Here is a 14,002-nt window from a genome sequence, read left to right on the forward strand (position 1 = left end):
TCGGCGCCGTCACGCTTCGGTGAGCCTGACCGTCACTACCGGCACTGGGGACCGCCGGACGACCTTCTCTGCGACGCTCCCGATGAGGTAGTGATCCAGCCCGGTCCGCCCGTGGGTCCCCATCACGACCATGTCCAGCCCCTCGTCCGCGACGATATCGAGGATCGTCGTCTTGGGGACCCCTTCGACGATACTGGTCTCGACAGCGACCCCGTCGGGCAGTGCGTCGACGGTCTTCTCGACGGCCGCCTCCGCCCGCTCGCGTTCGGCCTCCGTCCAGGCGGCATCGGAGAGCCCGCCGGTGGGGCTCTCGAAGCGGTTGCGCGTGTCGACGACCGAGAGGACGTGGACGGTCGCGTCGAACCGCGCCGCGAGTTCGCCCGCGTGTCTGGCCGCCTCGGCGATGCCGTCGCTCCCGTCGGTGGGAAGCAGGATGTCGTCGTACATGGCCGGAGGAAAACAGCCCGGACAGTTAGAACCCACCGAACGCCATCAGGAACAGGGCGACGGCGATGACCGCGAACAACGCACCGACGCCTTTCTTGATGAGGCTCGTGTCGAGCGTGGCCGAGACGTAGGGGGCGATCTGTCCGCCGGTGACCGTCGCCGGGACCGTCCAGACGACCATGTTCCACGGGGTCGAGGCGAGGTCCATCGTGTGTCCGCCGACGAGCCCGCCGCCGAAGACGTGGACGAGCGAGGCCAGCACGGCCGTCAGCGCGACGACGATGTGGTTGGTCCCGATGGCGACCCGGACCGGGACGTTCGTGCGCAGCATCGAGATGATGCCGAGTTCGCCGATCCCGAAGCCGGCAAGCCCCTGGAACACGCCGCCGACGCTGTAGTTGGCGAACCGTTCGAGGTAGCCGCCGTGGGAGTAGGTGTAGTCGTTGCCGTCGCGGTCGACACGCGTGATCGTCCCGTCGGCAGCCTTCTCGACGCCGGCCGGGCCGAGCTTGTCGTCGTCGTTGGGCAGGCCGGGCTGGCCGCCGTCGGCCGCAGTGTCCGCTTCGTCCCCGCTGGCGCTGGGCTCCTCGTGGCCGAGGTCGGCCTTGAACAGGAGGAACGACGCCGCGATCAGCGCAAGTCCCAGCAGCGCGTGGAACAGCCACGCCGGGATGACGAAAGAGAGCAAGGCGCCGGCGACGACGAAGGGAACCCCGCCGAGCACCAGCGACAGCGCCAGCCGGCGGTCGACCAGCCCGTACTGGATGAACGCCAGCGCGGAACTGGAGAGGCCGAACGACTCGCTGATGAGCCCGACTTTCACGAGCGTCTCCGGTGTCAGCGTCTCGCCGGCGATGACCGGAAACAGGAAGATGAGGAAGGGGACGAACAGCGCCGATCCGCTGATCCCGACGGTGTTGACGATGGTCGCTCCGACGATGAACGCCAGGAACAGCCACCAGTACTCCAGCCAGTAGTCGGTCCCCGCGTTCTCCGGAACCGGTGCCGCCGAGTAGACCCCGACGACGAACAGCAACGGTGCGAGAAACACGAAGACGTGTTGATACTTGAGGAAGGTCTTCTGTACGCTCCCGGACGATGGCGACGCGGTCATTGAGGCTTGAGAACGCTGTTGGGAATTTGGGTATAAGGGCCTTGTTGTCTCCGCCGACTCCCAACAACGTTCGTGCAAGTACTGGCTATAGACTCCCGCGTGGGCTCGCGACTACCTTCAGATCGCCCTCGAATCCCTAATGTTTATTGACGGGGGTGTGGTAGTTAGTAGCGTAATGAGTCTTCAGGAGGGACCCCAGGCAGCAGAGCAGGCAGCTTACGACGACGGCAGCGAAGATCACCCGCCGACAGGGCTGGCTGTGCCGGGACTGGGGTTCCTCCGAGACCACTTCGAGGACTGGGCAGCGCGCTACGTGGAGATGCGCGTCCAGGCACGCACCGGTCGCCAGCGCTGACGGCTCGTTCTCGCGTCGCTTCGAGTAGCCACCGACGAGCCGTATCTCTCGCCGTCAGACGCCCTCGACGAGCCGTTCGAGGTGGTCCGACGGGACCGCTCCGCGGGCGGCGTGGCCGTCGTAGACGAACGTCGGGACACCGGTCACGCCCGCCTGCTGTGCGGCGGTGAACTGCTGGCGGACCTCCTCGCGCAGCGACTCGTCGTCGAGCGCCGATCGGACGGTCTCGGCGTCGACACCGACCTCGGTGGCGAGATCGACCAGCACGGCTGTCTCGCCGATGTCGCGGCCGTCCTGCCAGAGCGCGTCGAAGACCGCCTCGTCGAACGCGAGCCAGGTCTCGTAGTCGGTGTGGCCCTTGAGGAAGTACGAGACGACCTGTGCCGGCAGCGAGTCGATGTCGGTCGCGATCTCTACGTCCATCTCGACGCCGTACTGCTCCTGGAGGCGGCGCACGTTCTCCTTTGCCTGTTCGTAGTAGTCGTCGTCTTTTCCGTCGTCGACGGAGTGGTCGATACTCCCGTCGGCGTTCCGCTTTCCGCTCCGGAGGTCGAACGGGCGCCAGTCGACCTCTAGGGCCGTCTCACGCCGCGTCTGGTACTGCCGGAGCGATTCGCGCCCGAGGTAACAGAACGGGCAGACGTAGTCGGAGTATATCGTGATACGCTGACTGGACTGGGACTCGCTCATCTGTCCCCGCGTACTCACTCGGCGGGGATGAGCGGTGGCTGGTCGTGCGCGTTACACGCATGACCGGTCGGGAATCAGTCGTGCTCGCGGAGGCGCGCGGCGACGGCGTCGAGGTGGGCCATCCCGACGATGGCGACCACGTCGCCGGTCGTCCGGAGCGTCGCCAGTCTGTCGGCCATGTACTGTTCTCTGGTCCCCGTGCGGACGGTGGCCGCCGGCGGCGGTTCGAAGGCGGACAGCATCGCGGTCGCGGTTCGGACCCGATCCCGTTCGTCGGCCGCCTGACTGTCCGGGTCGTCGTCCCGGTCGGTGTCGTACGCCGTCGGGGTGTCGACCGCGATCTGGAGCGTGGTCAGGGCGACGAGGGTCGCGGCCAGTCGCGCGGTCACCGCCGCTCTCGTCGCGGTCCACAGCGCCGGCCAGGTGGCACGTACCGTCGCCAGCGACGCCCGATCGCGCCAGAGGCGACCGACGAGGCGCCGGAGAAAGGAGACGGTCGGCCCGTCGATGCCGACGACGCGGTCGGTGTCGGCCGCCTGGATCGCGGCGCTCATCTCCCCACCGAAGGCCGGTGGCGTGCGCTCGGTGGCCGCGTGGTGCTCGAACAGCGGGACCGCGAGCGGCGGCGCCTCCAGGGCGAGGGTCGTCGGCGACTCCCGCTCGACGACCGTGCGGGCACGGTACGCGCTCGCGGGGTGGTCGTGGACGGTTCCCACGAGCACGACATCGCCGTCGTCGCTTCGCACTCGCCGGACGTACTCCGGGTTGAGACGGGGGTCGCTGTGCGTGTCGTCACTCGACATCTCGGCAGTAATACTCTCTAGTCAGGTCGAACGATCGGATTAACCTTCCGCCTCCGTCAGGCTTACTGACAGGCTGGCCGACGCGGTCGTCCCGGTGGCGTCGACAGTCCGTGCTAACACGGTCCTATCCGTCCGGTAAGGGCAATCGGGTTCGACGGCCCGCCGACTTGTGGCAGTATAACAATCCCACTCCACCCGGCATGGGGAGACGCAATGGCACGCACCAGACTGACAGAGGAAGACGAAGGAAAGACCGTCGTCGACGCCGACGGCGAGACGATCGGCATGATCTCGGGCTTCCGCGGCGGGAAAGCGTACGTCGACCCGGACCCGGGGATCACCGACCAGATCATGTCCCGACTCGGCTGGGAGAACGTCGACGAGGACGACTACGCGCTCGACAGCGACATGGTGGCCCAGATATCGGACGACGAAGTCCACCTGATGGAGTCGGCGTAGGACCGACCCACGCGGGCGCCGGCACTGCCGGGGACGGGCGGACTACGCCTCGACGGCGTCGAGCACCGTCTCGATCCGTCCGATCAGTGTCTCCGCGTCGGCAGCGAGCAGCGTCGCGCTCGCTTCGACACCGACCTCGCCGTGATCGACGACGGCGACGGGCGTCTCGGCGCTCGCTGTGAAGGCCCGCTCGACGCCCCAGGCGGTCGCTTCCGTCTCGGCCGGTCGGTCGTCCCGGTCGTACGCCGAGACGGTACCGGCCAGCTCGTCGAGCGCCGCCCGCACGTCGTCGTCCAGCCGGCAGTTGACGGCGAAGCGGACGGCCGGGTCGTGTTCGCGGGCGGCAAGCAGGAACCGGCCGACCGTCCCGGCGACGCCGTAGCGGACGCCACGGTTTGGCCGGACGCCGTCCCGCGTCCGGGTGATGCGGCCCTCGACGGCGGCGGCCTCGTCGGGCGTCTCTGCGTAGGGGGTCGCGCCGGCGACGGTCATCCCGACCTCGGGGACCAGCGCCGAGACGTTCCGGTCGACACACGCCGAGACGATCCGCTCGACGGCTTCGACAGTCTCGGTCCGGTTCGCCTCGTTGCGGAGGTCGACCATGTGGTGGACGGCACCGGGTCCCTCGCCGATGTCGTGGTGGTACCGGACCGCCCGCGTCAGGAGGTCGATACCGGCCGTCACCGCCGCCGACAGCCCGTCGCCGTGGGCCAGTCGGGTCGCGATGGCCGACGAGAGCGTACAGCCCGAGCCGTGGGTCGCCGCCGTCTCGATCCGGTCGTGGCGAAAGACCGTGGTCCGGTCACCGTCCTCGCTTTCCTGTCTGGCTCCGGTCACCAGTGTGTCGACGACATCGTCGCCAGTGATGTGGCCGCCCTTGACCAGCGCGGCGTCGGCGCCCATTTCGACGATGTCCCGGCCGGCCTGTTCGGCGGCTGCCGGGTCGTCGACGGTCCGCCCGGTCAGGACCTCGGCCTCGTCCGCGTTCGGGGTGACCAGGGTCGCCTCGGCCAGCAACCGCTCGTAGGCGTCCTCCGCGTCCTCGTCCAGCAGCCGGTCGCCCGAGGCGGCGACCATCACCGGGTCGACGACGAGGTTCGGCAGGGTCGGGGCGTGCGCTGCGACCAGCTCGATCACGTCGCCGGTCGCGAGCATCCCGGTCTTGACCGCCGCCACGTCGAAGTCGGTCAGCACCGACTCGATCTGTGCGTCGATCTCGGCGGTCGGCAGCAGGTGCTGGCTCTGGACGCCGGTCGTGTTCTGTGCCGTGACGCTGGTGATCGCGCTGGTCCCGAACCCGCCCCCGGCCTCGATCGTCTTGAGGTCGGCCTGGATACCGGCCCCGCCCCCGGAGTCACTCCCGGCGATCGTCAACACGACGGGCGGCGTGACCGGTGCGTCTGCGCGTGTCATGGGCGAGTGCTCGACCGGCGGGCAAAAATCGCTGCCGGTCGCCCGATCCTAGTATGCTAATAATACTCGATATCACACCCGAGAAACGTTTATGAGGCATCGATTGCCTACAGTGGGACAGCACGATGGAATCGGCACCGGACGAAGCGAACGACTCCCCAGCAGCGTACGGCAGTTTCACCACGGGCGACGGCGATGTCGTCATCTACGACCGGGACAACCCGGAGGCATGGCTCCAGTCGAACTATGCCGTCGAGGTCGGTGCCGAGTCGGAACGAACAAGCGCGTAACCCCGTTTTCGTGGCGGCGCTCGACAGCCCGAGCCGCCGGCTCCGTCTCACTCGTCGAGTTTCCCCATGTACTCCTCGAAGGTCCCCCAGAAGGGGTCGACGCCGGGATGGTCGGTAGGCTCGCCGTCGACGACCAGGCCCGACCCCTCGGTGACGACACCGGCGTCGGCGGCCGGGATGCCCTCGGCTTCGAGTGCGTCCAGTACGGCGTCGACACCGTCGGGCGCGACGGCCGCCAGCAGCGTCCCCTCGCTGATGGAGACCCAGGGATCGATGTCGAAGAACTCGCAGGCCTCCAGCACGCCGGGCTGGATCGGCACGCGTTCGCGGTCCAGTTCGATGCCGACGCCGGCCGCACGGGCCATCTCGTAGAGCCCGCCGTAGATGCCACACTCGGTCGCGTCGTGCATCGCGTGGACCGGGCCGGCCGCGGCTGCCGTCAGCGCGTCCCTGACCGGGCTCATGTCGTAGAACCGGTCGGTCGCCGCGTCGATCGTCTCCGCGTCCAGCGCTCCGTCCATGAGCGACTCGAACTGGATCGACAGTAGTCCGGTCGCCTCGATGGCCGGCCCCTTCGTGACGACGACCCGGTCGCCGACTTCCGCGCCGTCGGGTCGGACGAGGTCGTCGTGGTCCCCGACCGAGACCGCGGTCCCGCCGCCGACCATCGGGTAGTTACAGCCGGCGTACCGGCCGGTGTGACCCGTGACGACCGAGACGCCCAGGTCGGTCGCCTCCGCGTCGAACGTCTCCCAGACGACCTGGAACTGGTCGTCGGTCATCTGTGGCGGGAGGTTCAGGTCCACCGAGAGATGGGTCGGCGCCAGGCCGGAGACGGCCACGTCGCTCATGAGGATGTGGAACGCGAACCAGGCGGCCCGTTCGAAGCCGAGCGACGGCATGAGAAAGACGGGATCGGTCGCCATCACTACTGCCCTGTCGCCGACGCCGATCACACCGAAGTCGACGCCGTGCTGTGGACCGAGTGTCACGTCATCGCGGTCGGCACCGAGGTTCGGGTAGACATACTCGTCGAAGAACGCGCGATCGATCTTGCCAAGGTCTGCCATGTCGTCGTCTATTCGTCGGTGGTACTAATGGGTAGCTCTCAGTCGCCCCGGCGTCGGGACGCCACCAGGGCGCCGAGCGTCAGCGCGAGGAGGGCGAGCCCGACGGTGAACCCCGGGCCGTCGGTCCCGGTCGTCCGGTTCGGACTCGTCGTGGTCGGCGGGGGCGGTGTCGGCGTCGGGGTGCCTGCCCGCGTCGCCGCCGGCGTGACCGTGACCGTCACCGGATCGGCACTTCCCGCCGCCAGCAGCGTCTCGCCGGGCTCGACGAGCGAGACGCCGGCCGACAGCTCCGTGCTGTTCCGGGCCGGGAGGTACACCTGCCGTTCCGCGACCCCCTCGAAGTCCCGGGTGAACACGACACGTCCCGTGGCGGGGATGTCGGCCGTGTTCGTGACCGTCGCCGTCACGACGACTTCCTCGCCCGCGCGGGCGGTCTGCGAACTGACCGCGACCTGGGTGACTTCCGTCCGGGCCGGCCGCCGAACGACGACCGTGACGTTGTCGCCGTCCAGACTCAGCGTGTATCGCCCCGGCGTCACGAACGTGTGTGCGAGCGAGACTGTCCGGCTCGTCGCCGGCGCGATCCGCCCCCGATCGGTCGTCACCGTGGTCCCGTTGATGTCCATGGTCGCGTTGTACTGGCCTTCGGTCCCGCCGGCGTTGCGAACGGCCGCGTCGACGGTCAGCGTCTCGCCGACGACCAACTGGATCGGTGTGTTCCCCCCGACCGGTCCGACCCGATACGGGCCGTCGACTCGGTACGCCGAGCGGTTGTCCATCGCGGGGAGGGCGTAGCCGATACGGGCCGGGAGCTGTCCGAAGACGGCGGCGTGGTGGCTCTCGTTCCACATCCCGACGGTCGCCGTCGACTCGGTGTACTCGGCCGTCAGAGTGCGGGCCTGTTGCCCCCCGGCCCGCTCGACCGTCGACAGCAGACTCGCCTGGGTCACCGCGCGGGTCCGGCCGTTCAACAGCCGCATCGTGTCCTGAAACGTCCGTTCGTCGTCGGTCGCCAGGCGGATCTGTTCGTCGATGCGTCCGGCCACCAGCGGACCGCGGTAGTAGTTGGCGCTGTCTGTCCAGGTCGACGGCGCCGCCAGGATGATGCCGTCGTAGACCGGTTCGGACCCGGCGCCGAGCCGTGACCGGTACGCGTCGAAGTCGATCCGGTCTTGCTCCAGGGTCAGCGACGCGGCGTAGTAGACGGCGCTGGCCTCGAGGAGCCAGCGGGTCTGTGTGGTCGGCCTGAACGCTTGCCTGCTGTGGACGTACTCGTGGAGCCAGATGTTCTCGGCCGTGTCGAGCCGCTCGGTGTCTTTGACCCACATGTCGGCGTCGCCGATCTGATAGCCGCGGGCGCCCCAGGTGACGTTCTCCCCGGTCGGAGCCGCGAGGACGAACACGCGCTCGTCCCGGTCGCCCACCCGGAGCGCGTTCGAGGCGTTCGACAGCGACGACAGCACCGCTTCGGGCGACTCCGCCATCGAGGCACGCTCGGGGACGGCCAGTCTGATCGTCTGGTCGTTTGCCGTCCGCTCGACCGTCTCAACGTCGCCCAGGTACACCAGCCAGTCACCGGTCGCACCCGGACCGACGGTCCGCATGTCCCGTTCGAAGGTCACCGGCGGGGTCCCGACGTAGGTCCACTCGGTCGGCGTCGGCGAGCGGGTAAACAGCGCCCACTCGCCCGCGTCGACACCGAGGTATCGGCCGCTGGCGCCCTCGGGGCCGGATCGGTTGATCGTCTCGTTGGGGTTTCGCCGGTAGGAAAGCACCGGCGTCGTCGACTCGCCGTCCCACTCGTACGTCGTCCCGTTGACCCGCGTAAAGCCCGCTGCGCGTGTCACCGTCGCGTTCTCGGGGAGTGTCGTCTCCAGCGATCGGACCCGGTCGGGGACCGTGTAGGACAACCGAACGGCGACGCTACCAGAGCGGTTGCGCGTGAGGTTGAACGACTGGAGGACGGTGATCGTATCGCTGTCGGCGACCTGTTCGGCGCTATTGCCTTCCTGGGAACCGATCTGTTCGCCGTCGACGAGGCCGGAGACGTTGGCGCTGCGCGTCTCCGGCGTAGCGGCGACCGCCCCCGCTCGATGGGACGTATCGTCCGGTGTCGCTGCGGCCGCCGGGACGAACGCCACGAGAACGAGCAGGGTCGTGAGTCCGGCGGCGACGGTCCACCGGCGCGCCCTGTGCATTGGCCCATGGTACCGGCTCACGGTTGAAATAGTTGACCGATAGCAGCCGAGCGCACTCGTCGGGTCGGTCCAGTGCCTTCAGGCGGCCGATTCGAGCCGCGCTTCGATGTCGTCGAACACGCCGTCGATCCGCTCGCGGATGTCGTCCCGGATGGCTCGCACCGCGTCGAGGTCCTGGCCGTCAGGATCGTCGAGCGCCCAGTCGCGGACTTCCACGTCCGTGTCCAGCGAGAGCGTCGAACAGCCCATCGTGACCACGAGATGGCAGTCGTTCAGCTCCGCGGTCGGGATCTCACGGGGCTCGCGGTCCGCGAGGTCGATGCCGAGTTCGTCCATCACGGTGACGACCTCCTCGTGGACGTGGTCGGCGGGGTCGGTTCCGCCCGTGTGGACGGTCACACGCCCGTCGAGGCCGCGCTCCGCGACGGCCTGCTCGGCGAACGCAGTCGACATCTGTGAGCGACCGGCGTTTTGCACGCAGACGAACGCGACGTGGAACTGCTCGGTGTCGGTCATGGTCTTGATTGAACAACCCCTCATATATCCGCTTCGGTTGAAATCGTGCTATATAGCCCTCAATACGCCACAGTAGGGCCGCCGACGGACTCCCACCGACGGAGGATTCACCCATCCGATCGTCCCCACTCGGACCTTCTCGCCCGCGTGCTCTTCCGGGCTGCTCCCGCAATCCTTACCCCGCGGACGGTCACAGAGAGGGATATGACAGAGGCGACGGGTATCGTCGGGGAGTTCCTCGCGCTCAAAGAGGAGACCGACGCCGACGTGTTGGCGATGCAGTGTGGCGACTTCTACGAGTTCTTCGACGAGGACGCCGAACTGGTCGCGGCCGAACTCGACCTGAAGATCTCACAGAAGTCCTCGCACGGCTCCTCGTACCCGATGGCGGGCGTCCCGGTCGACGACCTCACGCCGTACGTCTCCGCGCTGGTCGAGCGGGGCTACCGCGTCGCCGTGGCAGACCAGCACGAGACCGCCGACGGCCACGCCCGGGAGATCACCCGCGTGGTGACGCCGGGCACCCACATCGAGACGGGCGACGACGCCGCCCAGTACCTCGCGACGGTCGTCCGGGACAGCGCCGGAGCGGCGTCCGGTGACACCTACGGCCTGGCCTTCGCCGACGTGACCACCGGCCAGTTCCAGGTGACACAGCTGGACGACGCGGCCCCCGGCGACGTGCTCTCGGAGCTGTACACCTTCGCGCCGGCCGAGATCCTCCCCGGGCCGGACCTGCGGGCCGACGACGAGTTCCTCGAACTGCTGGGCGAGCGGACCGACGCGACGCTGACCCTGCACGCGACGGAGGCGTTCGCGCCAGGGCGGGCCCGCCACCGGGTCCGCGAGCAGTTCGGTGCAGAGACCCTGGAGAGCGTCGGTGTCGCCGACGACGACGCGGCCGTCGCCGCCGCCGGCGCGGCGCTCTCCTACGTCGAGGAGACCGGCGTCGGCACGCTGGCGGCGGTCACGCGACTCCAGGCCTACGGCGCCCGCGAGACGGTCGATCTGGACGCGACGACCCAGCGCAACCTCGAACTCACCGAGACGATGCAGGGCGACGCCGCGGGGTCGCTGTTCGACACTATCGACCACACCGTCACCGCCGCGGGCGGGCGACTCCTCCGGCGCTGGCTCCAGCGGCCCCGCCGCGACCGCGGGGAACTCCGCCGCCGGCAAGCGAGCGTCGGTGCGCTGGCTCAGGCGGCGATGGCCCGCGAGGCGATCCGGGAGACGCTGGGCGACGCCTACGACCTCGAACGGCTCGCCGCGCGGGCCACCTCCGGGAGCGCCGACGCGCGGGACCTCCGGGCTGTCCAGGAGACGCTGGCGCTGTTGCCAGAGATCGCCGACGCCGTCGCGGAGACGGAGCGACTCGCCGACTCGCCCCTGGCGGACGCGCTGGCCGACGCCGACCGCGAGGCCGCGGCCAGCCTGGCGGACGAACTCGACGACGCGCTCGTCGACGATCCACCCGGAACCGTCACACAGGGCGGACTGTTCCGCCGGGGCTACGACGACGACCTCGACGAACTCATCGACGAGCACGAGGCGACCCTGGAGTGGCTGGAGACCCTGCCCGACCGCGAGAAAGCCCGCACGGGGATCACGCACCTCTCGGTCGACCGCAACAAGACCGACGGCTACTACATCCAGGTCGGGAACAGCGAGACCGACCAGGTCCCCGACGAGTACGAGGAGATCAAGACGCTGAAGAACTCCAAACGGTACACGATCCCGGAACTCGAAGAGAGAGAGCGGGACGTGCTCCGTCTGGAGGAGCGCCGGCACGACCTGGAGTACGAGCAGTTCCAGGCGCTTCGCGAGCGGGTGGCCGACCGCGCCACACTGTTGCAGGACGTGGGCCGGGCGCTGGCGGAGGTCGACGCGTTCGTCTCGCTGGCGACCCACGCCGTCGCGAACGACTGGACCCGCCCCGAACTGACCGACAGTCGGGAACTCGCCATCGAGGCCGGCCGGCACCCAGTCGTCGAGCAGACCACCGAGTTCGTCCCCAACGACCTCCACATGGACGACGACCGGCAGTTCCTGATCGTCACCGGGCCGAACATGAGCGGGAAGTCGACGTACATGCGCCAGGCAGCGCTGTTGACGCTGCTTGCCCAGGTGGGCAGTTTCGTCCCGGCTCGCTCGGCGACCGTCGGCGTCGTCGACGGCATCTACACCCGCGTCGGCGCACTGGACGAACTCGCACAGGGCCGGTCGACGTTCATGGTCGAGATGCAGGAGCTGTCGAACATCCTCCACTCGGCGACAGAGGAGTCGCTTGTCATCCTAGACGAGGTGGGCCGCGGGACTGCTACCTTCGACGGCATCTCGATCGCGTGGGCGGCCAGCGAGTACATCGCAAACGAGGTGCATGCGTTCACGCTCTTTGCCACTCACTACCACGAACTGACGGCCCTCGGCGACTCGCTTCCCGCCGTCGAGAACGTCCACGTGGCCGCCGACGAACGCGACGGCGACGTGACCTTCCTGCGGACTATCAGGGAGGGACCGACGAACCGCTCGTACGGCATCCACGTCGCCGATCTGGCCGGGGTCCCGGACCCCGTCGTCGCACGCTCACAGGAAGTCCTCGACAGACTCCGGGACGACAAGGCGATCGAGGTACAGGGCGGGTCGACCGGCGGGACGACGCAGGCTGTCTTCGACCTGTCGTCGGGGCAGTTCGAAACCGGGAACGAACCGGTCGAAACCGACGGAAGCCCCGAACTGGCTTCGACCGAGGAGCCCGACGATACGCCCCTCGACGACGAGACACGGGCCGTCCTGGACGAGTTACGGGAACTCGACGTGAACGAGACGCCGCCGGTCGAACTGATGGCGAGAGTCAAGCAGTGGCAGGACGACCTCGAGGAGTGAGCCGGGGCCGCCGTGGCACTCACCGATCGGGGAACAGTTCCTGACGGAGTAACACCGCACCGCCCAGTGTGAACGCCAGCCCGGCTCCGCCGTACAGCACCCACTGGCGGGCGTTCAGCGGGGGGCCGTCCATCGCTTGCAGGCGGCCGGCCCGGTACTCGTCGAAGGAGGTGTTCCGGCACTGCTGGACGTGTGTCTCGTTGAGTTCGACCGGCTCCATCCCGAGGCCGCCGTCGACCAGCCGCGTCTGGTTCGCGAGGTCTTCACAGCCGGCTTGGTAGGCCCGGTAGTCCGCGCGGGTGACCGTCGTCGTCGCCTCGACGTAGACCAGCCCGCCCAGGATACCGAGACCGAGCAGCACCACGCCAAGTGCGACCGCGACCGACCCCCGGTCGCGGCGGCGCTCGCTCACGACGCCTCGTCGTCGTAGTCGAACGATGCTTCGTCGGCCTCGTCGGCGAAGAAGCCGAACGTCTCCTCGTTGCGGACGAGGTAGTCGTTCTCCAGGGTCTCTGAGACGACCCGGCCCAGCGTGTCCAGTTCGGAGTCGATCTCGTCGGCGTCCGCGCGGTCGATCGCGCCACGGGCGGCCGCCGACAGCGTCGGCGCCCGGTAGCCGACCTCGCCCGAGGCCGGGTCCCAGTAGAAGTCAAGTCCCGCCAACAGCCCGTGTTCGCGGATCACGTCGAACTCCGTCTCGGTCAGGCCCGTCTGTGTCGTCCACTCCTCGAAGCCGTCCGCCCAGGCCCCGTCGGCCAGCACCTCGGCGATCTCCTCGCGCCGGTAGTCGTCCTCGGGCTCCTCCTCGGGCGCGTCGATCCCGTCGTAGTCGTCCCGGGGCTGTGGCCCGGACAGCGAGGGCGGATCGGGGACAGTGACATCGAGTGCCATACCTAGTGTAGGTTCGGCAACTGGAAATACGCTCCGCCGGCAGGCCGTCGCCGTCATTCCAGGACCGACTTCGGCCGTTTGAGATAGAACTCCTGGTCGAGCACCCGCTGGAACACCTCGTAGAGGGTCTCGACGGCTGCCGGCTCCGGCTCGAAGCGGATGTGTGGCGCCATGTGGTACCCCTTCGCGCCCGTCAGGAAGAAATACAGCGTCCGGTGGTGGGCCGCCGTCGCGTCGACGACCCCGACGGACTCCCCGTCGAGGGCCTCGGCGAAGTCGTTGAGCATCCCGGCGATATCGTCGTGGAGCTGCTCGTCGGGCCGTTCCAGGGTCGTCCCGAAGGTCTGTTGGAGGAACTCACTGGTCGCTCGCAGGAACGGGTTGCTGTCGATGCCCGTCGGGTCGACCGCCGCGAACGTCTCGTACAGCCCCAGCAACGTCTCCAGTTCGGCCGCCGTCAGCGCGATCGGTCGAACCGGCTCACCCTGCGGGAGCGAGTAGCTGGGAAACGAGTATGACTGTGGGTCCGGGAGCTGCCCGAACACCGAATCGAGTGACATACCCTCCCATTGTGGGCGGAAGCGTCTAATCCTTTGGCGAAAAACCGGCCGGTCGCTACGACTCGTCGCCGCCGTCGGTGATGATCTCGTGGTCCTCTTCGGCCGTCTCGTTGAGGAAGGAGGGGAGCCCCGGCTCGGTCTCGCTATCCGCCTCGTCCGGCTCGGCGTCGATCGGCTCCCTGGCTGTCGTCCACTCTCTGTCGTGGTCGCTGTGGTGACACATCGTCACTCACCCACTCGGTGCTGAGGACTGATCCGTGTTAACTATTTTCGTACGGTAGTTGATAGTCGTCGGTCCAGTCACGCTCAA

The 14,002-nt window shown here is 68.4% G+C and carries 16 protein-coding genes; 4 read left to right on the forward strand and 12 right to left on the reverse strand.

Going from position 1 to position 14,002, the window contains the following annotated elements; translation table 11 throughout:
• Positions 1 to 9 precede the first annotated feature (9 nt).
• Positions 10 to 447, reverse strand: a complete 438-nt coding sequence (locus P1L40_RS12075) for a universal stress protein (RefSeq protein ID WP_284007296.1) — start codon at positions 445 to 447, stop codon at positions 10 to 12.
• 25 nt (positions 448 to 472) lie between these two features.
• Positions 473 to 1,561, reverse strand: coding sequence for a sulfite exporter TauE/SafE family protein (locus P1L40_RS12080; protein WP_284007297.1), 1,089 nt, complete (start codon positions 1,559 to 1,561; stop codon positions 473 to 475).
• A 175-nt stretch (positions 1,562 to 1,736) separates the two neighbouring features.
• On the opposite strand from P1L40_RS12080, the gene P1L40_RS12085 reads away from it, so the two are divergent.
• On the forward strand, positions 1,737 to 1,916 hold the full coding sequence (locus P1L40_RS12085) for a hypothetical protein (RefSeq protein ID WP_284007299.1): 180 nt from the start codon (positions 1,737 to 1,739) through the stop codon (positions 1,914 to 1,916).
• Between the two features lie 54 nt (positions 1,917 to 1,970).
• Here the strand turns inward: P1L40_RS12085 and P1L40_RS12090 are convergent, their stop codons facing one another.
• Both P1L40_RS12090 and P1L40_RS12095 read right to left on the reverse strand, forming a co-directional pair.
• On the reverse strand, positions 1,971 to 2,606 hold the full coding sequence (locus P1L40_RS12090; RefSeq protein WP_284007300.1) for a DsbA family oxidoreductase: 636 nt from the start codon (positions 2,604 to 2,606) through the stop codon (positions 1,971 to 1,973).
• Between the two features lie 74 nt (positions 2,607 to 2,680).
• A complete protein-coding gene (locus tag P1L40_RS12095; RefSeq protein WP_284007302.1) occupies positions 2,681 to 3,409 on the reverse strand; it encodes a TraB/GumN family protein in 729 nt (242 codons plus the stop codon).
• A 213-nt stretch (positions 3,410 to 3,622) separates the two neighbouring features.
• On the opposite strand from P1L40_RS12095, the gene P1L40_RS12100 reads away from it, so the two are divergent.
• Positions 3,623 to 3,868, forward strand: coding sequence for a PRC-barrel domain containing protein (locus P1L40_RS12100; RefSeq protein ID WP_284007304.1), 246 nt, complete (start codon positions 3,623 to 3,625; stop codon positions 3,866 to 3,868).
• A gap of 42 nt (positions 3,869 to 3,910) precedes the next feature.
• Here the strand turns inward: P1L40_RS12100 and thiD are convergent, their stop codons facing one another.
• The gene (thiD, locus tag P1L40_RS12105) at positions 3,911 to 5,281 is read right to left on the reverse strand and encodes a bifunctional hydroxymethylpyrimidine kinase/phosphomethylpyrimidine kinase (protein ID WP_284007306.1); all 1,371 of its coding nucleotides are present in this window, start codon (positions 5,279 to 5,281) and stop codon (positions 3,911 to 3,913) included.
• A 125-nt stretch (positions 5,282 to 5,406) separates the two neighbouring features.
• Between thiD and P1L40_RS12110 the strand changes: the two genes are divergently transcribed.
• Complete coding sequence (locus tag P1L40_RS12110; RefSeq protein ID WP_284007308.1) at positions 5,407 to 5,571, forward strand: DUF7331 family protein; 165 nt, start codon at positions 5,407 to 5,409, stop codon at positions 5,569 to 5,571.
• 47 nt (positions 5,572 to 5,618) lie between these two features.
• Here P1L40_RS12110 and P1L40_RS12115 read toward each other — a convergent pair whose 3' ends face one another.
• The 3 genes from P1L40_RS12115 to P1L40_RS12125 all read right to left on the reverse strand — a co-directional run bounded on the left by P1L40_RS12115 (position 5,619) and on the right by P1L40_RS12125 (position 9,355).
• A complete protein-coding gene (locus tag P1L40_RS12115; protein WP_284007311.1) occupies positions 5,619 to 6,641 on the reverse strand; it encodes an AIR synthase family protein in 1,023 nt (340 codons plus the stop codon).
• A 38-nt stretch (positions 6,642 to 6,679) separates the two neighbouring features.
• Complete coding sequence (locus P1L40_RS12120) at positions 6,680 to 8,839, reverse strand: PGF-CTERM sorting domain-containing protein (RefSeq protein WP_284007312.1); 2,160 nt, start codon at positions 8,837 to 8,839, stop codon at positions 6,680 to 6,682.
• Between the two features lie 78 nt (positions 8,840 to 8,917).
• On the reverse strand, positions 8,918 to 9,355 hold the full coding sequence (locus tag P1L40_RS12125) for an arsenate-mycothiol transferase ArsC (protein WP_284007313.1): 438 nt from the start codon (positions 9,353 to 9,355) through the stop codon (positions 8,918 to 8,920).
• Positions 9,356 to 9,559: 204 nt separating this feature from the next.
• Here P1L40_RS12125 and mutS point away from each other — a divergent pair, with 204 nt between their 5' ends.
• Positions 9,560 to 12,241, forward strand: coding sequence for a DNA mismatch repair protein MutS (mutS, locus tag P1L40_RS12130; RefSeq protein WP_284007314.1), 2,682 nt, complete (start codon positions 9,560 to 9,562; stop codon positions 12,239 to 12,241).
• A 19-nt stretch (positions 12,242 to 12,260) separates the two neighbouring features.
• On the opposite strand, the gene P1L40_RS12135 is transcribed toward mutS, so the two are convergent.
• The 4 genes from P1L40_RS12135 to P1L40_RS12150 are packed head-to-tail and all read right to left on the reverse strand — an operon-like array spanning position 12,261 to position 13,915.
• Positions 12,261 to 12,653: a hypothetical protein gene (locus P1L40_RS12135; RefSeq protein WP_284007316.1), complete on the reverse strand. Its 393-nt coding sequence runs from the start codon at positions 12,651 to 12,653 to the stop codon at positions 12,261 to 12,263.
• Positions 12,650 to 13,132, reverse strand: a complete 483-nt coding sequence (locus P1L40_RS12140) for a DUF7992 family protein (protein WP_284007318.1) — start codon at positions 13,130 to 13,132, stop codon at positions 12,650 to 12,652. Before P1L40_RS12140 ends, P1L40_RS12135 begins: the two co-directional genes overlap by 4 nt.
• 53 nt (positions 13,133 to 13,185) lie before the next feature.
• Complete coding sequence (locus P1L40_RS12145; RefSeq protein WP_284007319.1) at positions 13,186 to 13,692, reverse strand: hypothetical protein; 507 nt, start codon at positions 13,690 to 13,692, stop codon at positions 13,186 to 13,188.
• A gap of 55 nt (positions 13,693 to 13,747) precedes the next feature.
• Positions 13,748 to 13,915, reverse strand: a complete 168-nt coding sequence (locus tag P1L40_RS12150) for a hypothetical protein (RefSeq protein WP_284007321.1) — start codon at positions 13,913 to 13,915, stop codon at positions 13,748 to 13,750.
• Positions 13,916 to 14,002 lie beyond the last annotated feature (87 nt).

The organism is Haloarcula pelagica (assembly GCF_030127105.1).
Lineage (GTDB): Archaea > Halobacteriota > Halobacteria > Halobacteriales > Haloarculaceae > Haloarcula > Haloarcula pelagica.